General features: G+C 45.5%; 17 protein-coding genes. 4 read left to right on the top strand and 13 right to left on the bottom strand.

Annotation, left to right across the window (positions count from 1 at the left end; translation table 11 throughout):
• Window positions 1-389 precede the first annotated feature (389 nt).
• Complete coding sequence (locus tag B5Z18_RS02375) at window positions 390-1493, bottom strand: glycoside hydrolase family 88/105 protein (protein ID WP_079467792.1); 1104 nt, start codon at window positions 1491-1493, stop codon at window positions 390-392.
• A 554-nt stretch (window positions 1494-2047) separates the two neighbouring features.
• Between B5Z18_RS02375 and B5Z18_RS02365 the strand changes: the two genes are divergently transcribed.
• Window positions 2048-2746 (top strand): hypothetical protein, encoded by a 699-nt coding sequence (locus tag B5Z18_RS02365; RefSeq protein WP_079467790.1) that lies wholly within the window; start codon window positions 2048-2050, stop codon window positions 2744-2746.
• Between the two features lie 175 nt (window positions 2747-2921).
• Here B5Z18_RS02365 and B5Z18_RS02360 read toward each other — a convergent pair whose 3' ends face one another.
• The 12 genes from B5Z18_RS02360 to B5Z18_RS02305 all read right to left on the bottom strand — a co-directional run bounded on the left by B5Z18_RS02360 (window position 2922) and on the right by B5Z18_RS02305 (window position 20212).
• A complete protein-coding gene (locus tag B5Z18_RS02360; protein ID WP_079467789.1) occupies window positions 2922-5294 on the bottom strand; it encodes an FdhF/YdeP family oxidoreductase in 2373 nt (790 codons plus the stop codon).
• Between the two features lie 362 nt (window positions 5295-5656).
• The gene (locus B5Z18_RS02355) at window positions 5657-6508 is read right to left on the bottom strand and encodes a helix-turn-helix domain-containing protein (RefSeq protein WP_143313468.1); all 852 of its coding nucleotides are present in this window, start codon (window positions 6506-6508) and stop codon (window positions 5657-5659) included.
• A gap of 104 nt (window positions 6509-6612) precedes the next feature.
• On the bottom strand, window positions 6613-7539 hold the full coding sequence (locus tag B5Z18_RS02350) for a helix-turn-helix domain-containing protein (RefSeq protein WP_079467787.1): 927 nt from the start codon (window positions 7537-7539) through the stop codon (window positions 6613-6615).
• A 256-nt stretch (window positions 7540-7795) separates the two neighbouring features.
• Complete coding sequence (locus B5Z18_RS02345) at window positions 7796-8836, bottom strand: outer membrane protein assembly factor BamB family protein (protein ID WP_079467786.1); 1041 nt, start codon at window positions 8834-8836, stop codon at window positions 7796-7798.
• 270 nt (window positions 8837-9106) lie between these two features.
• Window positions 9107-11797, bottom strand: a complete 2691-nt coding sequence (locus tag B5Z18_RS02340) for an ABC transporter permease (protein ID WP_200817186.1) — start codon at window positions 11795-11797, stop codon at window positions 9107-9109.
• Window positions 11794-12132 (bottom strand): PadR family transcriptional regulator, encoded by a 339-nt coding sequence (locus B5Z18_RS02335; RefSeq protein ID WP_079467785.1) that lies wholly within the window; start codon window positions 12130-12132, stop codon window positions 11794-11796. Before B5Z18_RS02335 ends, B5Z18_RS02340 begins: the two co-directional genes overlap by 4 nt.
• Before the next feature lie 151 nt (window positions 12133-12283).
• On the bottom strand, window positions 12284-13093 hold the full coding sequence (locus B5Z18_RS02330) for a hypothetical protein (RefSeq protein ID WP_079467784.1): 810 nt from the start codon (window positions 13091-13093) through the stop codon (window positions 12284-12286).
• Window positions 13094-13109: 16 nt separating this feature from the next.
• Window positions 13110-16343 carry a TonB-dependent receptor gene (locus B5Z18_RS02325; protein WP_079467783.1) on the bottom strand — a complete coding sequence of 1078 codons (3234 nt, stop codon included), beginning with the start codon at window positions 16341-16343 and terminating at the stop codon, window positions 13110-13112.
• Between the two features lie 84 nt (window positions 16344-16427).
• A complete protein-coding gene (locus B5Z18_RS02320; RefSeq protein WP_079467782.1) occupies window positions 16428-17420 on the bottom strand; it encodes a FecR family protein in 993 nt (330 codons plus the stop codon).
• Window positions 17421-17477: 57 nt separating this feature from the next.
• Complete coding sequence (locus tag B5Z18_RS02315; protein WP_079467781.1) at window positions 17478-18059, bottom strand: RNA polymerase sigma-70 factor; 582 nt, start codon at window positions 18057-18059, stop codon at window positions 17478-17480.
• A 113-nt stretch (window positions 18060-18172) separates the two neighbouring features.
• A complete protein-coding gene (locus B5Z18_RS02310) occupies window positions 18173-19096 on the bottom strand; it encodes a helix-turn-helix domain-containing protein (protein ID WP_079469944.1) in 924 nt (307 codons plus the stop codon).
• A gap of 216 nt (window positions 19097-19312) precedes the next feature.
• Window positions 19313-20212, bottom strand: a complete 900-nt coding sequence (locus B5Z18_RS02305) for an SDR family oxidoreductase (protein ID WP_079467780.1) — start codon at window positions 20210-20212, stop codon at window positions 19313-19315.
• Between the two features lie 219 nt (window positions 20213-20431).
• Here B5Z18_RS02305 and B5Z18_RS02300 point away from each other — a divergent pair, with 219 nt between their 5' ends.
• The 3 genes from B5Z18_RS02300 (at window position 20432) to B5Z18_RS02285 (ending at window position 23521) form a co-directional block, all read left to right on the top strand.
• Window positions 20432-20887, top strand: coding sequence for a MaoC family dehydratase (locus tag B5Z18_RS02300; RefSeq protein WP_079467779.1), 456 nt, complete (start codon window positions 20432-20434; stop codon window positions 20885-20887).
• A gap of 724 nt (window positions 20888-21611) precedes the next feature.
• Window positions 21612-22727 carry an Acg family FMN-binding oxidoreductase gene (locus B5Z18_RS02295; protein ID WP_079467778.1) on the top strand — a complete coding sequence of 372 codons (1116 nt, stop codon included), beginning with the start codon at window positions 21612-21614 and terminating at the stop codon, window positions 22725-22727.
• Window positions 22728-23119: 392 nt separating this feature from the next.
• Window positions 23120-23521, top strand: a complete 402-nt coding sequence (locus B5Z18_RS02285) for a DUF6544 family protein (RefSeq protein WP_079467776.1) — start codon at window positions 23120-23122, stop codon at window positions 23519-23521.
• The last annotated feature ends 305 nt before the right edge of the window (window positions 23522-23826 follow it).

The following is a 23826-nucleotide window of genomic DNA, read 5'->3' as shown; positions in this document are numbered from 1 at the left end:
TAGTTCTTTTAAAGTTTTCATCCCTGGAGATACGTGGAATATTCATCGGCGCGACTTCTGGAAGTCTTACCTACAGTATTTTCCAGGAAGGGGCAGATCGTTTTCTTCTTGTAGTTGTGAATTGATTGATCTACGGCTTCCTGGCCAATTCATAAGTGGACACGCCTTTTCCCTTTAGCGGGAAACTGCATAAAAAACCTTTGCCAGGCTGAATTTCAGCTTATATCGTATGCGAAGTAAAAATTCTTTTTTGATACGTTTTATTCAACTTTTTGTCGAATCATTCCAAAGTAAAGGAGATATGTAAATCAGAGGTAAACGAAAACAGATCTTCGGATACCGCCATTGGTGCTGGTTACCAACACCAATGGCGGTATAAGACTCCGCGGCTATTTACCTAAAAGCGCAGTTGCGCACCACAGATAGGGGGCTTGCCCGTGAAGGTCGCCCGCATTACGTGGGCGGTCATGGTAATATTGTTTATCATTCTTTTTGCCTGTACCAACACAAACTTCGGTTACATTATTACGTTCATCGATATACGAAACCATAGCCGTCCATGCTTTCCGTGCTGCCGGAGCATACTCGGCCGCATCTAGCCACCCTTGCTGAATGCCTGTAATAAATGCGTAGGTGAACATAGCTGTGCCGGATGTTTCCGGCCAGAAATCTGCTTCATCAATAAGCTGGTTCCACATTCCGCTGGGCCTTTGGTGTGCTTTCAGACTTTTCATCATGGTAAGATAACCTTCCATAATACGCGGGCGGTCTTTGTGATCTTTAGGCAGCTCACGAAGCAGATCGGGCATACCTACTGCCATCCAGCCAGCGCCTCTTGCCCAATAGTATGGAACATCCGGAGCGTGGTAGAAAAGACCGTTCGGGCGTTGCAGTTCATCCAGGTAGCGTACCATTTCTTTTGCTGCCCTATCGATGTATTTGCGGTCGCCGGTTACTTTATAGGCTTCGTTTTGCACCACAGTAATCATATACATATCGTCGATCCACAAACGGGTTTGCCATGAATAGCCTTTCTCCGCCCAGGCTTTTTCATCCGGATTCGCGTTCTTGGGCACTTCCCACTGCGTATCGGCATAGGCTAATCCGATTTTCTTATAACGTTCGTCTTTTGTTACCTGGTAGAGTTTCAGCGCAATGCTACCAAACATGTTGTAGTCCACATGATTCATGGGAGGCAGTAATACTTTTTCCCGGGAGAAGAAGGGTTCAAATTTATCCTGTAAAAGTTTGATAAGCTTTTGGTCTTTTGTTTTTACAGCATAGTCCAACGCGCCATTCCAGGTACAAACTTCCGCATAGTGAATGTACCTCCCGGCATAGAGTTCATGTCTGCCGTCTATGAAGTGGTAGGCCAGTCGTTTGCCCACCTCTTCGGGCGTGGATCCCTTTGGAAATTTGGTCAGAAGGTTCTGCTGGGCAAACAAAAATTGAAAAGATATAATTGCCAGCAACGATAAAAATAATTTACTCATAACGTTTTTTTTGTAGAACTTATTTATGTTTTAGTGGTTATTTCCAACACTTTGAACGATGGTCTCCATACACTGAGACCGTGCGAAGAAATAAAATATCCCTTTTAAATTTTGTTCAGTTTTTTGTCGATTTGATCCTAAAAACAAGCGGGAGGAGGAATGGCATTGTCAGGCTGATATTTGCGATTTGCATAGCCAAAAAAAGGAGGGATCATACAGGTATCATGATATAGGCCCGCTGATAGAAGATCAGCGGTTCTTTTTCAACAGGACAATGACGGAGCATTGCATTATCTGCAAAGTGCTGGTGGCCCGGTGCCTGTTGCAGGTAGCATCGAAGGCGACTTTCTTTTATTCAGGCGTCTGGTGGACGGTACCACCGAGCTCCCGGAGCAAGGTTTCCGGACGGCTGATTATTATTTTCTGGCCAGGCAGGACAATTACCTGTATAATTCAAACGAACCTGAGAAGCCCGTTTATGAAAGATCTGACGGCTATGGAGAAGTTTTAATTATAAACGAAAATAGCCGTACTTCGTTGTCAAATGATTTTATATGATAGATTCATCTCCTGCTGAGAAACACATTCACCGCGTCTCGAATTTTCAAGACCTTGTTTCTACGCCATTTAATGGAGAAATTAATGCGATTTGCTGGACTCGTCAACTAACAGGTGATTTTTCTGAGATTGTTAAGAAGGTAGCGTTAAGCGGAAATATAACGGAAATTGAGCAAGAGGAACTTCGTGCACTTCAGTTGAGTGAACAGGGGCAACTTGCCCGTGAAATTCTTTTAAATGACCTGGAGATATTGAAAGCTCATGGCGCATCGCCAATCCTTAATGTGATCAACCACTATGACCGGGATGATACCTACCCGTTTTTTCCAACCGATGTTTATTCTTTTCATGCGGATCGCTCTCCGATACCAACTGATACCTTTTTATGCACCTACTATGGTGAGTCCAGTGAAATATTGCCAAATTCACAAGGCCAAAAGAAAGTACTTATTCCGGAAATACGCGATGAGCTCAGAAAACTATATCATGGAGCAGATGAAGGTTTTGAATCATTCTTAAGTGACCATTTCTTTGACCTGCATTATCAGGCTAAACCTAATGCACATCCAATAAGTTTAGGTATTGGTCACCTATGGAGGTTAGCGGTTGATCATCCTGAAAGTCAGGTTCCTCCTTGTATTCACCGTGCACCAAAGGAAAAATCCGGGCAGAGCAGGTTGTTGATGATCTGTTGAACAGAAACCTGGCATTGGAAGTGCATCAGGCAAAAATTTGTTTCTTTTGAGTGTTATCTCTGCCAGACCCAAAGGTTAGGAGTGAAAGCCGCCCGCCAAAAACATGCTGTTCTTCCGTTTTCCCTGGTTCAAATAATTATTTCCTTTGAAAATATTGCTGACCGTTGCCCGTGTTTTACAATTGATTTATCCGGTTGTAGATAGCAGGATCGTGTTTTTTAATTTGAATCTTTACATATTTCGAGGCCGGCATATTGCTTTCCTTAACGACGTTATTTATCGATACCAGGACATTTGTTTCCGGAAAATAGGTAACCGTATTACGTTTAGGGATTTGGTAGGAAACGATGATGAATAATGGTGCGATACGCTCGATGCCATCGTCATAGTTGAAGAGGTCTACTTTATCGCCTGCTTTAAAACCGGCTTTTTCAATATCGTCCGCATTCATAAAGATCACCCGGCGTTCATTTTTAATGCCCCGGTAGCGGTCATCCAGGCCATAGATGGTTGTATTAAACTGGTCATGGGTGCGCGTAGTTGCCATCAGGTACTCATCCGGTCCAAGGGTATTATCAGGGACAGTGGTTAGCGTAAACGGGGCGCGGTCGCCAAACTCTTCGGTTTTAAATATACCATCACGTGCTGCATTGGGCAGGTAAAAACCACCTTTCTGTAGCACTCTTTCGTTGTACTTGTCAAAACCGGGAATACATTTTTCAATATCATCCCTTACGGCGTCGTAACTGTCGTGATAGCGTTGCCAGTTAATGACGGACTTAGGACCGAGGGTGGCCATCGCCATCCGGCAAACGATCTGCATTTCGTTAATCAGGTGCTCCGACACCGGTTTTAAGATGCCTTTTGACTTTTCAACCACCCCCATGGAGTTCTCTGTACTGACGAACTGGTGTACCCCATTAATCATGTCTATATCGCTGCGCGAAAGCGTTGGTAATATAATTGACTCCTGGCCATGTACCAGGTGGCTGCGGTTTAGTTTCGTGGATACATAAACTGTGAGGGCCAATTTGCGCATGGCTTCCGCCGTATAGGTCGTATCGGGCGTGGCGGATAGAAAATTGCCGCCCATACAGAACAGTACTTTCAGGCGCTGTTCCTGCATCGCTTTGATGGCACGGACAACATCATAGCCGTGTTTGCGGGGCGGGTTAAAACCAAAGAATTGCTGCAGGCGGTCCAGCTGCTCATCGGTTGGTTTCTCATCAATCAGCATTGTCCGGTTACCTTGTACATTGCTGTGCCCGCGGACCGGGCAAACGCCGGCGCCTGGACTACCGATACTACCTTTGAGCAGGAGCAGGTTGAGGATCTCTTTGATCATATCCACTCCATTGTGCTGTTGGGTAAGTCCCATGCCCCAGCAGACGATAATACGTTGTTTTGAAGCCATCATTTGGGCCGCTTCGTAGATATCTGCTTTGGCAACCCCGGCCTGCCGGGCGAGTTCATCCAGGTCATATTGTTCGAACTGTTTGATGAAGGCATCATATCCTGTTGTTTTTTCGGCAATGAAAGGCCAGTTGAACACCTGGCCCCGGGACGTTTTTTCAAACTCAAACAGCAGGAGCTCAATCGCTTTTAACAGGGCCATATCGCCGTTTATTTTTACCGGCAGGTAAAGGTCTGCCAGTTTAACGCCATTGCCGATAATGCCGCTGATTTCCTGGGGATTATGAAAGCCCATCAGGCCCGCTTCGGGCAATGGGTTAATGGCAATAATTTTGGCGCCGTTCTTTTTGGCTTTTTCGAGTGCACTCATCATCCTCGGGGCATTAGTACCAGGGTTCTGCCCGATAATAATGATGATCTCTGAGAGATAAAAATCTTCCAGTTTGACGGTGCCCTTGCCGATGCCTATCGTAGGGCGAAGGGCAGAACCGGACGTTTCATGGCACATGTTGGAGCAGTCAGGCATATTATTCGTCCCATATACCTTGGCGAAAAGCTGGTAGACGAAAGATGCTTCATTGCTCGTTCTGCCCGACGTATAAAATGCCGCTTCATCAGGAGAAGCAAGCTGATTCAGGTGCGCCGCAATCTTTTTAAACGCATCATCCCAACTGATAGGCTGGTAATGTGTGCCACCTTTGGGAAGGTACATAGGCTCCGTGAGCCTGCCCATTTTGCCGATCTTATAATCATCCAGCTTAGCGAGGTCGTAAACTGCATTGGCCTTGAAAAAAGCTGCTGTGACCTTTTTGGTAGTGGCTTCCTCCGCGAGCGCTTTGGCGCCGTTTTCACAGTATTCTCCAATCGGTGAACGCTCGTCATCCGGGTCTGGCCAGGCACAGCTGGAACAGTCAAACCCCTCAAACTGATTCATATGCAATAGTGCCTTGTTGCCCCGGAAAAACGTTTTTTCTTCCAGCAAGTCTTTCATGGCAGCCATCACTGCCGGCACACCCGCTGCCCATTTTTCCACTTTAGTGAGTTTGAGGCCCAACAACTGGTAGGGGTTTTCCGCAGAAGGTTTCTTGTTCGCGGGCTGGTCGGCAGGTATATTATCAGGTTTATCTTTTTCCATCTTGCTCTTTTTTTACGTTAGCAATTAAAGCCGGGGTTGGGGTAACTGTGTCATCGACATCGTCAGGTGATCCTTATCTCCAGGGGGCCTCCACCGCCACCGCATGGGCACAGGTGAAACGGTCATAAACCCCATTCACTCTTGTAATCGGTCTATGTTTAACGGAAGCTGTATTCAGTTCATTCCCGTTCATATGGTGTTGCATTTGCAGGTGAACAACATCTTAATCGCAGTGTAACGAAAATACGTTATAAATTTTTATTTCTTCCACTGTAAATGTGTGTAAATTGATGTCGTAAACCGTGAATAGTGTATGGAATATTATTCATGAATAGCAGGGAGAAAATATGCCCGTGTTTCAATCATTTTTCTACACTTAATTTAACCGACCTTTCAAATAGTTTCCTGTATGCTACTGGCGTAAGGCTCGTTTTTGACTTAAAAAAATAGGAAAAATAGGTCAGCTTGGGAAAGCCTATATCAAAGGCGATTTCCTTGATCGATTTCCTTGTGCTGTGCAGTAATTGTTTGGCTTCGTGTAACACCCGTTCCTGGATGATTTCGAGTGCTGATTTATTGAAGCTTTTGCGGCAAATGATGCCGAGATAATTGGGTGTGATGCACAATCTGGCTGCATAGAAAGATACCGTCTTGTGTTTCCTGAAATTTTCGTCTACCAATGTTTTAAAAGCGTGCGCGATAGAATAGGCGCTTCCCATGAGCATATCTCCACACTCACCGGACTTCCATAACGAAATGATGAGTGTAATTAACAGGCAGCGGGCATTCACCAACTCCAAAGAAATATTGGCCGCGCTAAGCTCTTCTTTGATAGCCAGGCATTCCACCAGGACCTTTTTAAAAGTCGGCATATCCAGGTCAAGTACCGGCGGCTGGTCATATTGGGAAAAGATAAATTGAAAGAAAGGGGGAAACATCTGCAGCATGTCTTTGCTAATCGTTAGCCGGTAGCCTTTGACAGGCGCGTCCAGTTTCCAGTGATATGGTTTCCCGGGGATAAGTATATGGACCTGTCTTGGCCCTACCTGGTAATCCGTTAATTCAATCGTGAGTACACCCGTAGCTTTTTCTACAAACAGCAACGTAAAATAATTCTCTTTTGGCGCAGTGAGCTCCGCCTCGTTGCTGATTTCTTTGAAACTAACGAAGCTATTTGCGAGGAGGTTTTTTCCACTATCGGGCGCGATTTTCATTTGCTTATAAGGGCTTCTTTTGCGTACACTGGTTTTGTATTTCAATACACTGTACGCAAAACTCGGGTTTACCTCCCCGAAAGAAGTATCCGATTTACATAAACTTATGACACATTCAAATGTTTTTGCCGGAGGACCTGGGGGGAACTGCCCGTGTGGCGTTTAAAGAAGCGGAAAAAATGCGACGCTGATGCAAAGCCGAGTTCATAAGCTATCTCTTTTACTGTAAGGTTTGTATGGAACAGTAAATCCTCTGCTTCCCGAATGAGCTTCGCATCAATGGTTTGCTTCGCCGATTGATCCAAATGCCGTTTGCAAATCGAATTGAGCACATTGGGATGAATGTGCAGCAGCTTTGCATAATACGAAGTGGAATGCTGTTCTTTATAATGCTGCTGGATCAGGTCAATATATTGAACATAGGTAGGGGACAATGATTTTCTATTGAGTTTTTCATGGTGTTTAAACAGGCGTTCACAAATCAAAATCAGCTCCAGGATCTTGAGTGCTATCATTTCATTTTTGTTCACCCATTTTTGGTTGCGTTCTTCAAGCAGTGCATCAAAAATAGCCTTCAGTGTTTTTGCCTGTCCTATAGTTACCTGTGTATAAGGTTTCAGGTCATTTCGGAACAATTCGAATTTGAACAGGTGATGGCGCGGAAAATGTTCCTGTAAAAAGAAGTTGAGATTGAAACCAAGCAAAAAACCTTTCGTATCCTCGCTATGCTGTCCTGTTTGAATAGTTTGGCTGGGGATGATAACAAGCGAGTTTTTGTTCATAGGCGCTTTTATTTTCCCCACTACTCTTTCCCCCTTTCCCTGTGTCGTAAAAATGATAATCACATTAGACACCCTATAGGGTGGGATTGTGTAGCCGTATTCAGGAAGGGAGTCTTCCAGCCTGAAGTAAAAGTAGTCCAGCTTCTTTCCAAAGTTCGTATCAAGTTCAATGACCTTGTTATCCTTTCGATAGGTTTCAAACGCTCTTTTATAATCACTAAAAATCTTCTTCTCGTCAGCAGTCAACATATGCTAAAATAGATTTCAGATAATAAGATGTTCCCAAAGGGTGTTTCTCCTGCTTTCTGCCACGGAATACAAACGGTCACAATTTACTATTGTGACGTGATATTGTGAAAGATTGAATAAAAATAACATGTGTAAGAATGCAATTCGATATGATTTTCACGGTTTGTACCATTACTTCTACCGAAGCCCCTGGTACCTGCCGGAAATTTTATTGGCCACCTTCATCGTAAATGCTACCTGTCGGCTCTGATCGAACCTATAAATGTTTATCCTTTTCAAATACATATAGGGTCTGTTCTGAATCCAGCACATACATGCGGTTACCAAATACATAAAATGCATCTTCGGCTGCGGGGATCATAACACCCCTGCGGCCTGTTTTACTGGTATCGTGTATCCGGTAATGCCATAACAGCTGCCCGGTTTGTATATTCCACTGGCTGATAATGGTGTCCAGGATACCAGCGAGGTACATTTTATTATCCTCAAATATTACGTTGGCATAAGGATCAATTCCTGCTAACTTAATGTGGGATGAAATATCTGCGCTGGAAAGGCGTTTGCCATCCACAGCATCGATCTGCCATATTTCCGTATTCACAAAACATAGAATGGACTTATCCGCGGCCTGGAATTTCATACCTGCGTCTTTCACCTGCCAGCATAACTGACCAGTGCCGGCATCCAGGCAAAGTAAATAGTCTGTATGCCCGTCGGTAACCCCCACGTATATATGATCTCCTGCAAACTGCGGGGGGGCGGTGATCTCATAGCTACCTGCAGATAGGCCCAGTTCATTTATACTTACTTCCCAGAGTAGGTCTCCGTTTGTTTCTCTGAAACAGGAGAGGGCTTCTTTTTTCTCAGTATGCGTGGCGATTAGCAGATCAGCGTTCCTGGTAAAAAGGTGGGTATTGGCGCCATCAGCTTCCCAAATAATGCCTGCGGTCCGGAAATTATATTTGCTTAGTTTCCAGCCGGCAGCCGTTTTATTGCGGATGATCATGTTATCATCATACATCAGTTTGATCTGCAGGCTGCCTGTGTACTCAAATGGGTATTGCGATCTATGGTTGCTATCTAAATCGCAGGCAATGATCCTGTCCCTGGTCCGGATGATCACCTGTCCATTGACCATTCCTGCCAGCACAAAAGGCTCCGCATCTGGCGCGCTTTCGGTAACTGAAAGATGGTTATCTATCCGGACAATGGCATTGTCGCTGTTTTTATAGACAATGCCTGCTGCTGTAATAAGGGGCTCGGGTACCTGGTTTAGCTGGCGGATTAATTGTATCATATTAACTAACTGGAAATTTGTGCTCTCAGGTCGATTCAAAAAACAGGTGTTAGGGAAATCGGGGATTTCGTGTCAATGGGAGCTAATTTACAATTTTAGGTAGCATTTACCACAGTAGGGAGAAATTTTAATACAGCTACTCTGCCTGGCGGGGCACATGAGCGCTTCCAAAGCAGGAAATCCGCGAAACTGTCGCGGATTTCCTGCTATTACCACCGGTCACCAGGACCATTTGCCATTATTTGCAGGCCCCTCGCGCACTCCCTTTTGCTATTCACTCCGCAAGCTTTTTACGGGATCCGTTAACGCGGCTTTGATACTCTGGAAACTCACTGTCAACAAGGCAATCCCAATTGCCAGCAATCCTGCCAGCGCAAAGATCCACCAGTCGATTGTAACCTTGTAGGCAAATTCCTTCAGCCATTGATCCATACCCCACCAGGCAATTGGGGAAGCCAGCACCAGCGCTATCAGAATAAGCTTGAGGAAGTCTTTGGAGAGTAAGGCCACCACACTGCTAACGGATGCGCCCAGTACTTTCCGGACGCCAATCTCTTTGGTACGTTGTTCGGCGGTGAAGGTCGCCAATCCGAATAAGCCTAAACAGGCTATGAAGATAGTCAGGCTTGAGAAGAGGGTTAATACCTGTTCTATTTTTTGCTCGCCAACATAAACCTGCGCAAAGCGGTCATCTAAAAACGAATACGAAAAAGGGGCTGCCGGAGAAAATGACTCCCATTGCTGCTTCAGTGAAGCGAGCAACTTCGGAAGTTTATCCGTATGGATTTTGACCAGGATATTGCCTGAATTCCTACCCAGGAACATGACTAATGGCCCGATCTTCTGCCGCAGAGATTCAAAATGAAAGTCGCCTACGACACCAATAACCCGGTAATATGTTTTTGCACCATTATCATCCGTGTTGCCTATCAGCTCTCTTCCAATTGGATCCTTTTCCCAGCCTAAGGCCCGTGCAGCCGTTTCATTCAGAATAACAGCGAACGAATCGGTAGCAAAACTTTTTGAAAAATTACGCCCTTGGACCAGCTGCATCCCCAATGTAGGGATATACGCGTCATCAACAAAATAGAACCGGCTCATAACACCCTTATCAGGATTTTCTTTCGACATTACGGTGGTGTTATCCATAACTGAATTCCCAACGGGCACCTGTCCTGAAATAGTGCCCATGCTGACTTGCGGAGATTGAATGATCCTGTCGCGGAATACGGCTTCGTTATTGCGAAGCATATGCGTATCATGAATAACCAGCACCTGTTCGCGGTCAAAACCAACTTTCTGCGTGCGCATGTAACGTAGCTGCCGGTCTGCCGTAACGGTGGCAATGATCATGGAAATGGTGATGAAAAATTGAAACACCACCAAACCGCTTCGCAGACTGAAGCTTCCGCGTCCGGCAGTGATCTTCCCTTTCAAGACTAAAACAGGCTTAAAGGAGGATAGGTAAAAAGCCGGGTAACTACCTGCCAGCAGCCCCACCAACACAGCACCCGCTACTAACCCGGCCGCCACAAATGGGTTGATCAATAAACTAATTGTAAGGGTCTTGCCTGTCAGCTGATTAAAATAGGGCAGCGACAGCCCTACAACCAGCAATCCAATCATCAATGCCATCATCGCCAGTAAAACTGATTCAATCAGAAACTGTAGCTGCAGCTGCCCTTTTGCAGAACCCAGTACTTTACGTATCCCTACCTCACGCGAACGCCGGACAGCCGTGGCCGTGGACAGGTTCACAAAATTCACACAGGCTATTATCAACATAAAGACAGCAATGGCCGTAAGCACGTATACGTATAGAATATTTCCCCCAGGGCTTAGTTCAATACTTCCGAAAGGGGAATACAAATGAATACTGGTGAGTGGCTGGAGAAAGATCCCGAAATCATCTCCCTTCTCACGAAACTGTTTCAGGCTGATTGCCATAAACTGCTGCAATTCAGCCCCAACCTCTTTTTCAGCGAGCCGGGAGATTTTAGCCTCCAATTGTTTGTAATCGTATTTCTCTGGCAGCAGCAGGTAGGTATAATAGTTCATATTATAGATCCATCCCTTATGCTGCTCTCCATAAGTGGCTAACGAAGCCAGCATATCAAACCGGAAATGGGAGTTCGCCGGTACATTCCTGACCACGCCTGTAACCCGGTAGGGCGTCTTTTCCCTGCCAAATAACAAGACTTTTCCGACCGGGTCCTGATTGCCAAAATATTTCCGGGCGGTTGCCTCCGTCAATACCAGGGTGTTTGGCTCGGTCAGCGCCTGCTTTGAATTCCCTTCCAGGAACGGAATGGTGAACACATCAAAAAAAGTTGAGTCGGTATACAGCAGATGTTCTTCTTTAAACGAGGTTGTTCCGTAGCTTACAAACTCACCTGCCTGATTCCGGATACGTGTTGTTTTTAATACTTCCGGAAATTCCTGTTGTAAGTCCTGGGCAGCACTTGCGCCTAAGATTGGCCCACCAACATTGTCACCATTTAGCCGCACCTTGAGTGCAACCCGGAAGATCCGGTCCGCGTTCTCATTATAGCGATCGTAGGATAATTCGTCCTGCACATAAAGCATGATCAGTACGCAGGTAGCCAATCCAATGGCTAAACCAGCTATATTAATGCTGGTTGAAACCTTTTGCCGTTTCAGGTTCCGAAACGCGATCTTTAAATAATTCCGAATCATGATAGATGTTAAGCTGGAGGTGATCCGGGATCCCGGTTGTTGATAATATTGGTGTTCATTCGTTTTTCTTCTGCGCACAAACGGCGGCAGCACTGACACCACGTTCAAGAGGTAACGCAGCGTGGCTTGTGTTTTGCCCGATCTATTATACCAGTGTGTATAGAGCTCTTCCAAATCACCTTCTACCTCCTCCAGGGTATTGGCAGGATGCAGTTTGATGAGTAGCCAGTGGGCCCAACGGGGCGGTTTAACAGGAGATCTCATAAGCCGCCAGGTCGAAGTGTGTCAGGAGGTAATAATTGCCAGAGGTTTTGACGGAGCTGCTGAATTTCCTGAAGCGCACGGCTTCCCAGCGCAGTGATCCGGAACAGCCGTTTACGCCGCCCACCACGTTCGGCCGTGGCTCCGCCCAGTTCGGACCGCACAAAGCCCTTCTCTTCCAGCCGGATCAGCGTGTTATGAACCGTACCGAATGTAACGGTACGTCCCGTATGCTCTTCCAGCGCCTGGCTGACCGTAACGCCATAGCCCTCTCCGTCGAGGATGGCGACCATTAGTAAAACCACTTCTTCAAATTCACCTAAATACGTTCGACGCATAAGTGCAGGGTATTAGTTTATATTTTATCGAACAAATCAGGTGCCAACTAACTAAACAGGCCGTTCCAGGATAGGAACGGCCTGTTTATGCTCAATTACAAGTTAATAACTGTCCGCAAATGGACATTCTTTGTCCAGCACCGGACACCGGCTATTTAAATGCGGATGAAAAGTCCTCCACGCTATAGCCATCGGTCACTACATCATGATCCCCATTGAAGCCGATGTATGGTGAAATAGACAGGAGCCGGCTGTCACCGGCAACAAAGTAATAGGCATTTGTAAGATCCCCGTAATAGAACTCCGGATTGCTTAGCTCAACGTTCTCTAAACTGGTGTAGGGGAGCTCCTTTGTTCCTGCCTTATATACTTTGAAAACGTAACTATCTTCAATAGTGGCCAGCGGAGGCAGTTCAAAAAAATCGCCGAACGTAGTGGTTACGCCGCTTATTGTTTTAAGCGGAGTAAATTTAAATTCAAACGTGTTATAGTCAATATGCAGATTGAGAATTTCCACGTCTACCGGACCGCCATAGAAGTCTTTGAAAGAGGTAGCGAATTTCAGACGAAAACCCATGTTATTGGTATCTGACACCGGCGTCAGCTCCAGTTTGTCCGTTGCAGTTACGCCATCGTAGAATATTCTCTTTACCTGCAAAAAAGGGGTTGGCATCACTTCAAATTCCCCGACTACTTTCCCGTCTGCTTTTTTACGCAGCTGAATTTTTTCATGAGGATTATAATAGACATTTGTCATTTTAAACCAGGTATTGATAGCCTCACCAATAACTTTATCATTGGAAACAAATTCTAGGGTATCATTTAATATGGCGCCTTTAAACTGCATCTTCACAGCTCTTTCCTGCGGCGTATTCACCAACTCTCCTTTTTTACAGGCAGGTAAGGCAGCCAGCAGGCACATACAACAGATAATATACAGGTATAAAAAGGGTGCTTTCATGTTAATGTTTTTTAGATCAGAAATGGTAAGAAACAGTCGTGCCGTAGGTACGTCCGAATTTCTGGCTGAATTTAACCAGGTCGCCAGGCTCATATTTATCACTGAAGCCTGGTTTTAAGCGTAATGCTTCACTGTAATCGCCAAGGTTGGTGTAATCCGGATTCTTCTCGTAGCTTCCTCTGTTTGTAAAGAATGTTGAGGGGCTGTTCAGCAGGTTGCCTGCATTCAGCTTTATTTCCAGGTGATTGTTCAGCAGCTTATAGCTAATCTGAAGATCCAGTTGCTGCCGGGGTTTTTCATACTCAATTTCATCAGAGAGGGCAGCCACCACATAAGTCTTATAACCGCCGCCATTGAGCGCTACATTCCAGCCCAGGCGCCTGCCGCTGTATTGCAATCCTGCGTTATAGAGGTAAGGCGACTGGCCATACATAGGGCGTTTTTGTTTGGCGGGCACCTGCAGATCCGGTCCGCCGGCAGGGTCCGCGATCTCAAAGGTGCCACGAACAGATGATCTCTGCAGGGTATAGTTGCCATAAACAATAAGATTGTTCAGGAACCTGCTGCTGCCAATAAAATCCAGGCGCTTACGCAGCTCAAACTCAATTCCATACACCTTTGCCCAATCGGCGCTGCGCAGGTAATACACCAGGTTGCCATATGTTAGTTCCGCCGGCTTATCGAAATTTTTATAAAAACCGCCTACGGAAAGAATATCGCCGGCTGCCGGAAATAATTCGGCTTTAAGATCATAACTGTTTATACGGGTACTATAAACACCTTCGTTACCAAACATTGCCCCCAGGTAAGGGCTATAGCGCCAGAACTGGCTGTTTTCCATCAGCTCCGGCCTCACCACGCTGCTGCTGAAAGCTGCCCTGATATTAAGCATGGACGCAGGGCTATAGGTTATATTTGCACTGGGCAGCCATTGCAGGGGCTTATCCTCTTTAGATCTGAATGCAGAGGTTCCCTTAATATTAAGACCATTTTTTATTTCCGTGTATTTGTAATATTCCGCACGCACTCCCCATACCAGGCGTAACTTGCTGGCCAGTTTTGTGTCCAGCATCAAATAACCTGCATGGATGTTGCTTTTACCGGCATAACGATCATTCCACCAGCTTGATGCCATGTAGAAGTACCCATTGGCGGAGAAATTGTCCGGGTTGATCATATAACCCAGTGGTACGTTGAGCATGCTGTCGGGGATCTTTAAAGGGTCAGCAGCCAGCGCCACAATCTGCCAGTCGAAGTCTGCTTTTTTTGCGCTGCCGAAATAACCGGCCTTAAAACTGTTTGAAATGCTGCCTGTATTAAAAGGAACGGTGGCTGCTATATCCCAGGAGTTATGTGATTCCCTGTTACTGTAATGATGGCGCGACAAGGGAAACGGCCGTGGTTCCGATGAGCTGCTGGAGCCATATACATACCTATAGGCTCCGCTTACCAACATCGGACCGCTGTTTGCTATAACCATGTCCTTCTCATTTCTCCTGATAGCGGTGTGGGCAATGTTCCATTCAATTTTGACCTTGCCCGGCATATGCTGTCCGGACAATTTATTCTGCAGCAGGTCCGTGTACGTTGGGTCGTCTGCTTCCTGGATGCGGCTGGGTACATTCTGCGGTTTAAACTCTCCTGGATTATCGCTGTTGTATCCTATATTCCGTACCAGTACGTTATCATACATGTGGGTGTAAGTGTTGCGCAGGCTTAACCTGCTTTTACCCCATTGCAAGCCAATATTAAGCAGGCCGCCAAGCGTGGTATTGTAACCGTAACTTTTACCAGGGTTATCGTCACCGGCGTACCAGTCGCCCCTGTTTTGTTTTTCAATGATATTTATGTTTTGCGTATTGCGGTAAGTAGCAGCGCCTGTGAAGCCCAGCTTATTATTACTTACGGAATCCAGCGCATATACGCGGCCTATGATGAGCTGATAGTTTTGAGAAGGCGCTGTTTTATAACGGTACACGCTTATGTTATCTGTTTTGAAACGCTTGCTTTGTGCTATCAGCTTTTCTTCATAAGCTGCTTCGGTGAGTGGAATGTTCTCTCCTACATTACGGTCTGTTTGCTGAAGACCAGCGGGATAATTACGCCGGCCATCATCAAAACCCAGGTAATCGTATTTGCCGCGCTGATGGCTCAGGAAATCTTTTCCGGTGCTTTGGTCGTTGTAAGATACACCTGCTGTAATGCTGGTTAAATTTCCGTTCGGAATGTCGCGCGTATTGATCTGAACCGCACCGCCGCCAAAATTCACGTTCATATCCGGCGTTACCGTTTTGCTTACCACCACATTGTCCACCAGGCCCGCAGGGATCAGGTCAAATGAGAAGTTGCGGTTCTGCGCCTCTGTGCTGGGCAGCGCTACGCCATCCAGCATAGCAGCGTTATAGCGTTCGCCTATACCCCTGATAAGTACAAATCTATTATCCGCGATGCTTACACCGCTGATCCGCTTCAGGCTTTCGCCTATGTTCTTATCCGGTGTGCGGGCAATCTGCTCTGCACTGATACCGTTGCTGATCTCCGCGGCATTTTTCTGCCGTAACAATAAAGCATTTGCGTTTTCTTTGCCGGCTGCTGTTCTTACCACAATGCCTTTTAGCTGGCCTTTATCTTTTTTCAGCATAATATCCAGTGTAAAGGTTTCATTGTCTTTCACAACAATATCACTGATCTCTTTGGTAACATAACCCACATGGCTGATAATTGCGGTGTACCGGCCCTTTTCCATAACTATGCTGAAAGCGCCGTTGACCGCTGTTTGTGTGCCTTTATTGCCCACGCGGAAAGTAGCACCTGCAATGGGCTGTCCTGTTTCTGCATCGGCCACCTTTCCGCCTATTGTTCCCGGCGCCCTTACAATAGTGGTTGCAGCGGGTTTTACACCCTGTTGTTCGTTGATCACAATATATCCGTTCAGGTCCCTGAAGGTTAAGGGAGTATTACGCAGCAGGTCATTCAATACATCATTTACGGAACGTTTTTTATAGCTGGCTACCGGCGCGGCGTAACGGTCAATGTGCTGCGCGTTAAAGGCAAATTCTATCTGAGCCGTTTGCGCTACTTTATTCAGGCCGGCCAGCAGGTTTTCGCCTGAGAAGCTCAACGTTATTTGCTTAGACAGCAAAGCGGAGGGCTGTTGTGCAAACAGCGATGATAAAGGGACAGTCAGAATCAATACCAGCAAGGCTGTCCATACGCGGATTTTTAATCTGCTTCGGGTAAAAAAAATCATACTTTCGTTTTGTTTATTGTATAATAAATACCGGTACTTCCAATACCGGGTGTAAGGTGCCTGCTCTAACAGGCACTTTTTTATTTAATGGAGTACTGCTATGGTGTGTGTAGTATTCTTCCATTCGCAACGATTACCATTTATGACGCTGATAACTTCCAGCAGCTTTACCGGATCGGCATCATAGCGGATAGTAAGGCTGTAACGGTTGCGTGGAATACTTGTATTGCCTGCTATTACCTGTAGGCCGTATAATTGTTGCATAGTGGCTGCTATGGCGGCAAAGCTGGCCTGGGTAAATACAATTTTGCCGGATGTCCATTGGCTGATGGCAGCGGTATCTGTTTTGCTGACTGCTGCACGGGATTGCTGCACATCATAATCAACCTGGTCTCCGGGCATTAGTACCGCAACCGGATGGCTGGCCTGCTTAACACTTACTTTACCTGTTTTAACAGCTACCTGGATATTGGCGGTATTACTGTCTACCCGAACGGTGAATGAGGTGCCCAGCACTGTTGTTTGTACTCCCTGGCCGCTGGATACGATAAACGGGTGTTGCAGATCGTGTGCTACATCGAAGAATGCCTGTCCCTGTTCCAGGGTTACCTGGCGCTGAGGGGTATTAAATGTTGCAGGATAGTGGAGTACGGAACGTGCGTTTAGCCACACCCGTGAGCTATCGGGTAAAGTAATTGCTTTGATCTCTCCGTTACCGGTGCGGTAGGTGAGCATTTGTACAGGGGCTGCTGACGGCGGTAAAAGATAGTGCAGCAGCGCCGCGCTGCCTGCTGTTAAAAACACTGCGGCAGCGGCACGGATAATCCATTTCCGCCAGGGGCTGCGGGCTTCCGCGGGCTGATCGATTGCCTGCAGGATACGTTGATAACGAACGTCTGCGGGCGTATGCGGCTGACCACCAGCTTCCGGCATATCAGAAAAATCCACCGCATCCAGGGCCGCTTCTGCGCCTGCTGTGGCAAGGTATAACCGGAGCAGTACCATTTCCTGTTCGGTAATGGTTTGCTGCTTTTGCTTTAAGAGTAACGTTTTTAATAATTCAGTTGGAACCGGCATAGGGAGGTACTTTTAACAGAAGTACCCCAAAGCGCAGCTAAAGTAGTACCGGTAACATTAATTTAACATTGGCGGAAGCATGATCAGCGCCAGTGAACAGGCATACGGGGTAACGGTGGCACGCAGGTGCTGGATGGCTAAGCTGATCTGTTTTTTAACGGTGAATACCGAAATGCCCAGTTCATCTGCGATCTGCTGATAGCTCAGGTGCTGTTCACGGTTCATGAGGAATATCTTTTTACGTGCAGGCGGAAGTGTTTGAATTACCTGCCGGATATATTCTTCTATTTCATCAAAGTAAAGTTGTTCAAGAGGGTTCTGCTGGGTAGCCGCCAGATCAGGCAGCGTGCTAATATCGGCCTGGAATACGTGCCTGCGAAGGGATTTAAGCGCTTTATTGCGGCATACTTTTATTAACCAGCCGGAAATATCCGGGCCTTCAATACCCAACCGGTTTTCCCAAAGACTGATGAACACATCCTGTACAACTTCTTCCGCATCTTGGCGGGTGGCGCATATTTTAGCGGCGTAGGCCATCAGGCGGGCGTCGTAAACGGTGAAGATCTCATTGAAAGCCCATGTTTCTCCGTTCCGGAAGGCTAATAATAAGGAGGCAGTAATAGAAGGCGCTGCTTGCATGTAAGCCGGTTGATTTTAGGCTAAAGTAATCGCTTTATATTATCAAAGCGTTAAGGAAGTACGTTCATGCATGCAATGTTGTTCCGCGCCCGCCACCACCGCCCGTTCATAACTTAATTAAACGACTGCCTGAACTCCATTGGCGAAAGGTTCGTTTTGGTTTTAAAAAGTTTACTGAACGACTGCAGATGCTCAAACCCCAGTTCATATGCAATCTCGCTTATCGAAAGATTCGTAGTGGAAAGCTTCTCTTTGGCCAGTTCAATCAGTTTGTTGTGCAAGTGCTGTTGGGTACTCTGGCCGGTCAGAGATTTAAGTAAGCTGCTCAGGTAACCCGGTGAAATATTTAAAGTTTCGGCGATGAGCGTAACGCTCGGCAAGCCCTTTTGGGCCAATGCGCCGCTGCTGAAATATGCAGATAAAAAATCTTCCAGGCGTGCCAGCAGTTCGTGACTGGCGATTTTACGGGTAACGAACTGGCGTTGGTAAAACCTCTCCGAATAGGTAAGGAGAAGTTCCAGTTGAGCAATGATCACGCTCTGACTGAAGCGGTCTATGTTCGCATTGTATTCCTGTTCAATCTGGCGGGTAATGGCAGTGATCATAGCCTCTTCCTTATCTGAAAGATAAAGTGCCTCATATACCGAATAACTAAAGAACTCGTATTGTCTGATGTTTTTTGCCAGCGGGGTATTCCATAAAAAATCCGGGTGAATAAGGATCATCCAGCCTTCGGGCCGTTTCACCTCACTATTGTGCGGTAGGTCAATACCGAATAACTGACCGGGCGACATAAAGAACAACACCCCTTCGTCGAAGTCGCTTGCCTGCTGCCCATACTTAAACCTGGCATGTTGCATTTTTTTTAGTGAGATGGAATAAAAGTCGTAGATCAGGCTGAAAGGAATATCGGCGATGGGCTGCTGAATGTCATCCAGATGAACCACGCTGATCAACGGATGCGCAGGGTTAGGCAACCCTACGGCCCGGTGATATTCGGTGATGGTATTGAAACGGAAAATCTTTTGGCTGTTCATCTTCATTAAAGTTAATTACTTCCATGATAAGCCACCGCAAATTCTTTGGAGAAATCGACCAGGAACCTGGTTATCGGAAACGGAGACGATAACCGGTTCCTGGCGCCTAAGGCTTCAATAGCCACCTGTTTTTTACGGTTACATGATGGCCCTGGGCAACCAGTGTTGCCGTAAGTGGTTTACTGACGTTACCTGAGGAACCGTTTACGATAATCTTTATAGTTGCTGACCAGTATAAATTCCGTTATCAATATCTGCAAGCAGCGTTGAATGCATAGGGCGCCAGTTCAAACGCTCCTGTGTCAGTTTACCGGATGCGGGGCAATCGATGGCCGCCATATGCGAAAACCAGCCGAAATGTTCAGCGGCGGCTTCGGGCGCTATTGATTTTACCGGGATATTGAGTTGTTTGCCGATGGCTTCAGCAATAGCCCTAACGGTAACCCCTTCTTCGGCGGCGGCGTGATAGCGGGCGCCGGCCTCTGCATTTTCCAGGGCGAGGCGGAACAGGTGGGCGGCATCCAACCTGTGTACGGCATTCCACCGGTTAAGCCCTTCGCCGATATAAGCGGAAAAGCCTTTTTCACGGGCGGTATTAACTAATATAGGAATGAATCCGTGCTTATCACCATCACCATGTACGGAGGGCGACAAACGGACAGACGCAGCACGTACACCCAACCCGCACACGGCATCTGCTGCCTGTTCCGAAGCACGCGGCCAGGCAGGGTTAAAAGAGGGAATGATATCTTCTGTAGCCAGTTTCCCCGGGCTTACCAGTGCCGTACCGGAGGTAACGATCAATGGGCGGTCGGAACCGGCCAATACTTCGCCGATAGTTTCTATGGCTTTCCTGTCAACTTCGCAAACCTCCGGGAATCGGGTAAAGTCGTGAATAAATCCGGCATGGATAACACCATTGGTTGCTGCGGCGCCCACCCGTAAACTATCCAGGTCTTCGAGGTCGCCACGGAGCACTTCTGCGCCTGCTTTCGCCAGTTTTTCAGCGGAGGCGTCTGACCGGGCCAGGCCAAGCACCTGGTGACCAGCGTTTATCAATTCCTGCACAACGGCAGTACCAACGAAGCCTGTGGCTCCTGTAACAAATACACGCATAATGTTCTTCTTTTGCAATAGCAAAGATCACATACCTGTATTAAACCGGTTTATCCAAATCAGCTTTTGATTTAGCCGAATCTGTTATGTATACCCAAAGAGGGGTTTCTGGATTCTTTTCAAAGAAAGATGTACATTACAACCGTATAATAAATTGAAGCAATGGCAAAAAAAACATTGCCTGGGCGCTTGTATCTATAAATAATAAAAGAAAGAATTATGGTAATTGTAACCAGTTTCGCAGAATATCAAGCGTATGAGGGTAAAGAAATAGGTAGCTCTGAATGGCATAAAATAGACCAGGAGCAGATCAACAAATTTGCGGATGCAACCCTGGATCATCAATGGATCCATTGCAATGAGGAAAGAGCAAAAAGTGAAGGGCCTTTCAAAACGACTATTGCTCATGGTTATCTGACGTTGGCGTTAATTCCTTATTTGTGGAAGCAAATTGCAGACATCCGGAATGTTAAAATGGAAATAAACTACGGTATAGAGCGATTTAAGTTTGGTCAGGCAGTGTTTGTGAACGACGAAGTACAATTGAAAGCGAAACTCAATTCCATCGTCGATTTAAGAGGAGTTACCAAAGTGGTAATCGGTGCTACGCTTAGTATTAAAGGGAAGGCGAAGCCTGCTTATACAGGTGATGTGGTATTTTTATACCATTTTTGAGGCAGTTTCAATACTGCCTCTATTCGAATCACAAAAATAGAAAGACGCAATGGCCCCACTGATTGGCCAGGCTGTTTAGCTGAATGCAGCAAACTGGCTCGTGAATATGAGGATATCGTATTCCATCCTGGATTGCCGCGGGAATGTGATGACCTGGCTTCCCTGTTTGTAGTATAGACGAATATTGAAAGTAGCAGGTAAACGGCTATCAGAGTCCGGGTTCCGTTAGAAACCTTGAGCGGCAGCGAATCTTTGTATTGATTTTCCAGATCGTCCTGTTATTTTCGACTACCTGAACGTGGGCCTGGTCGTAAGGCCGCGTGCCCGTTAGTATTATGGTGTTGAATAAACACTTGCTCGCATCTTCGGTAATTAAAATATTTTATGATATGACCCTGACGAATATCATGTTCTTTAGTATTTGCAGTCATTGAAAATAGAAGTAGCTGAAGATAGTTTTGTTTTCAATATCGTCACGCTAAAGATCCCAGGTAATGAAAATTTTTCCGGTAAGGATGCCAGTCAGGTATCTCTCTCTCAGTTTTTTTCGTTGCAGCCTGTCCATTCCTTCGGTTGCAATTGCTCAAACGGATACATCAATGGGTACATTCTGGCATCCCAAACCCCGTAATTATGAGGTAAAACAAGCCGTGGAAAATGAAAGCCTTGTGCCCATGTTTTCATACATTATACATTTAAGTGTAAGACTCTGGAGGAAATACTAATGAACAGAAGAAAATTCATAGGCATTACTGGCGCTACCGTTCTGGTGGCAGCAGGAGGCTATTATTTGTCAGGCGATACCAGTAATTTTACGAGGGATGATATGAAAACGGATACGGTGGAAAAATTTCCATTTAAGCCTGATGAAAGAGAAATTTTGTTTTTAGCCTCACTTGCTCCGAGCGGGCATAACACGCAGCCATGGTTTGTAAAATACAATGAACCCTATCATTGGATAATCGGTAATGATAAAAGTAAATGGCTTCCCGGTGTTGACCCAACGCAACGGGAAACAATCTTGTCAATAGGTGCTTTTCTGCAGAATCTGGAGTATGCGGCAAATGATCTGGGTTATAATTGTCAATTTAACGTTCTGGCAACTACTAACCAGGATGAAAACGTTATGGATGTAAAATTGATTAAATCAACCCATGTAGCCAGGTATGATATTCAGCAAATAAAACAACGCAGAACAGTAAGATCAAACTATTTGAAAGAGGGCCTAAAAAAAGAGGATGTTGATTATTTAATTAACGAAGAACCTGATTTCCTGCACTTCATACCTAATATTACAAAAGAATTTCAATGGCTGAATGAACAAACAATTGAGGCAAATAGGGTTCAGGCATACCGTGATGCTGCACAAAAAGAATTGGCAGAATGGATAAGGTTTTCAGGTAAAGATGCAAAACAATATTGTGATGGGCTTACGACGGCGAGTATGGAAATAGAAGGGGTTTCTGCCTGGTTTCTGCGAAATTTTTATGGGAAAGCAGATGTAATGAAAAAAAGGTTTAGGGAGCAAGGGGTTGATCGTGTAAGAGAACAAGTCTCTCAATCTGCCGGTTGGTTATTAATTGCGAGTAAAGACAATTCAGTAGCAACGCTTCTTGAAACAGGAAAACGGCTGCAAAGACTGCTTTTAAAAATACGGAAGAAGAATATAGCCGTCCACCCAATGACGCAGATATTAGAAGAACCATCCACTAATCAAGGACTAAACTCATCAATTGGAATCGGCGGCAATGTTCAATTTATTTTGCGTACAGGTTATATAAAAAATTACCCCGATCCGGTTTCGCTCAGGCGACCTGTTGATTGGTTTATGCGTACATAAAAACTATCTTAAAATGAAAAGTGAAACAAAATTGATGCTTATTAAAATTATTCACACTTTAATATGGCTGTTTTTCAATTTTGTTATTTTCTATATGCTTTATGCCGTACTAGCCAATAAGCTTGATAACCGGCTCTGGATAGGGTATGGATTGGTATTCCTGGAGGGCATAACCTTGCTGATTTTTAAAAACACCTGCCCCTTAACGCTCATTGCACGGAAGTATTCAAATTCTACAAAAGATAACTTTGATATTTATCTTCCTAATTGGCTGGCAAAATTTACGAAGCTGATTTATACTGCAATTTTTATAATTATCATCGTCATAACAATCTATCAGCTTCTGAATTAGCACACCAAAAACAGATGACAAAATAGAATACAAAAGACTTATGATGGTTACGCTTACAATAGTTGGATTTCTCGTAATTCTCCTGCTGGCCGGCAGAATAAATTTATCTATCCAATTTAATAAAGAAGTAAAGAGACTTTTTTCACTGTCAAAAAGTGTTCCCGGCAAGACATTCAGTTATCACCAAATAGCTTATTTGCCTGAACCTGTACAACGTTATTTTAGACATGTATTAAGAGAAGGACAGCCCTACATTAGTTATATCCGGCTGAATGAAGGAAATTTGGAAAGCTGGATTGGTAGACTAACAGCATACAAAGAGATGAATGGAATAATCATTCCGACCAATATTGAAGCAATATGGCAATTGGAGAAAGGAGACTTCAGCTATGCGAAGTTTAATGTGAAGGTGATAGAGTATGATAAACCGGAAAAATTCTGAACTTATTTATTTCATTATTCGGTTCTGTTATTTTATAAGCTATGACCTCAACAATGGAATATCCGGGAAAAGAACAACTGGCACAAAAGATAGTTGTTCAAATGAAATGGGAGAGGATTACCCTGCTTAGTGTTCTTGGCTCCTTTTCGGATTGGGAATCCTGAATGCAGTCGCCTTTTTCTCCGTCCTTCGCAGAACCCGTTCTGACTGAGTCATAGCGGGGCTTGCTCTGGGAGGGCTTGTGGTGTGGTTTGTTGTTGAGATCATCATTCTTCAGGAGCTGCCGGTTCCAAGCAGATCAATGG

This window comes from Chitinophaga ginsengisegetis, from assembly GCF_900168065.1.
Lineage (GTDB): Bacteria > Bacteroidota > Bacteroidia > Chitinophagales > Chitinophagaceae > Chitinophaga > Chitinophaga ginsengisegetis.
This window is presented reverse-complemented; position numbering and strand designations above follow the sequence as displayed.

Bases quoted from the DNA above. Each gene is read 5' to 3' on its own strand.
- B5Z18_RS02335 (WP_079467785.1), bottom strand. From the start codon at position 12,132: ATGCGTCGAACGTATTTAGGTGAATTTGAAGAAGTGGTTTTACTAATG.
- B5Z18_RS02350 (WP_079467787.1), bottom strand. From the start codon at position 7,539: ATGTTGACTGCTGACGAGAAGAAGATTTTTAGTGATTATAAAAGAGCG.
- B5Z18_RS02355 (WP_143313468.1), bottom strand. From the start codon at position 6,508: ATGAAAATCGCGCCCGATAGTGGAAAAAACCTCCTCGCAAATAGCTTC.
- B5Z18_RS02325 (WP_079467783.1), bottom strand. From the start codon at position 16,343: ATGATTTTTTTTACCCGAAGCAGATTAAAAATCCGCGTATGGACAGCC.
- B5Z18_RS02285 (WP_079467776.1), top strand. From the start codon at position 23,120: ATGATGGTTACGCTTACAATAGTTGGATTTCTCGTAATTCTCCTGCTG.
- B5Z18_RS02360 (WP_079467789.1), bottom strand. From the start codon at position 5,294: ATGGAAAAAGATAAACCTGATAATATACCTGCCGACCAGCCCGCGAAC.
- B5Z18_RS02300 (WP_079467779.1), top strand. From the start codon at position 20,432: ATGGTAATTGTAACCAGTTTCGCAGAATATCAAGCGTATGAGGGTAAA.
- B5Z18_RS02320 (WP_079467782.1), bottom strand. From the start codon at position 17,420: ATGCCGGTTCCAACTGAATTATTAAAAACGTTACTCTTAAAGCAAAAG.
- B5Z18_RS02345 (WP_079467786.1), bottom strand. From the start codon at position 8,836: ATGATACAATTAATCCGCCAGCTAAACCAGGTACCCGAGCCCCTTATT.
- B5Z18_RS02375 (WP_079467792.1), bottom strand. From the start codon at position 1,493: ATGAGTAAATTATTTTTATCGTTGCTGGCAATTATATCTTTTCAATTT.
- B5Z18_RS02305 (WP_079467780.1), bottom strand. From the start codon at position 20,212: ATGCGTGTATTTGTTACAGGAGCCACAGGCTTCGTTGGTACTGCCGTT.
- B5Z18_RS02330 (WP_079467784.1), bottom strand. From the start codon at position 13,093: ATGAAAGCACCCTTTTTATACCTGTATATTATCTGTTGTATGTGCCTG.
- B5Z18_RS02315 (WP_079467781.1), bottom strand. From the start codon at position 18,059: ATGCAAGCAGCGCCTTCTATTACTGCCTCCTTATTATTAGCCTTCCGG.
- B5Z18_RS02295 (WP_079467778.1), top strand. From the start codon at position 21,612: ATGAACAGAAGAAAATTCATAGGCATTACTGGCGCTACCGTTCTGGTG.
- B5Z18_RS02340 (WP_200817186.1), bottom strand. From the start codon at position 11,797: ATGAGATCTCCTGTTAAACCGCCCCGTTGGGCCCACTGGCTACTCATC.
- B5Z18_RS02365 (WP_079467790.1), top strand. From the start codon at position 2,048: ATGATAGATTCATCTCCTGCTGAGAAACACATTCACCGCGTCTCGAAT.
- B5Z18_RS02310 (WP_079469944.1), bottom strand. From the start codon at position 19,096: ATGAACAGCCAAAAGATTTTCCGTTTCAATACCATCACCGAATATCAC.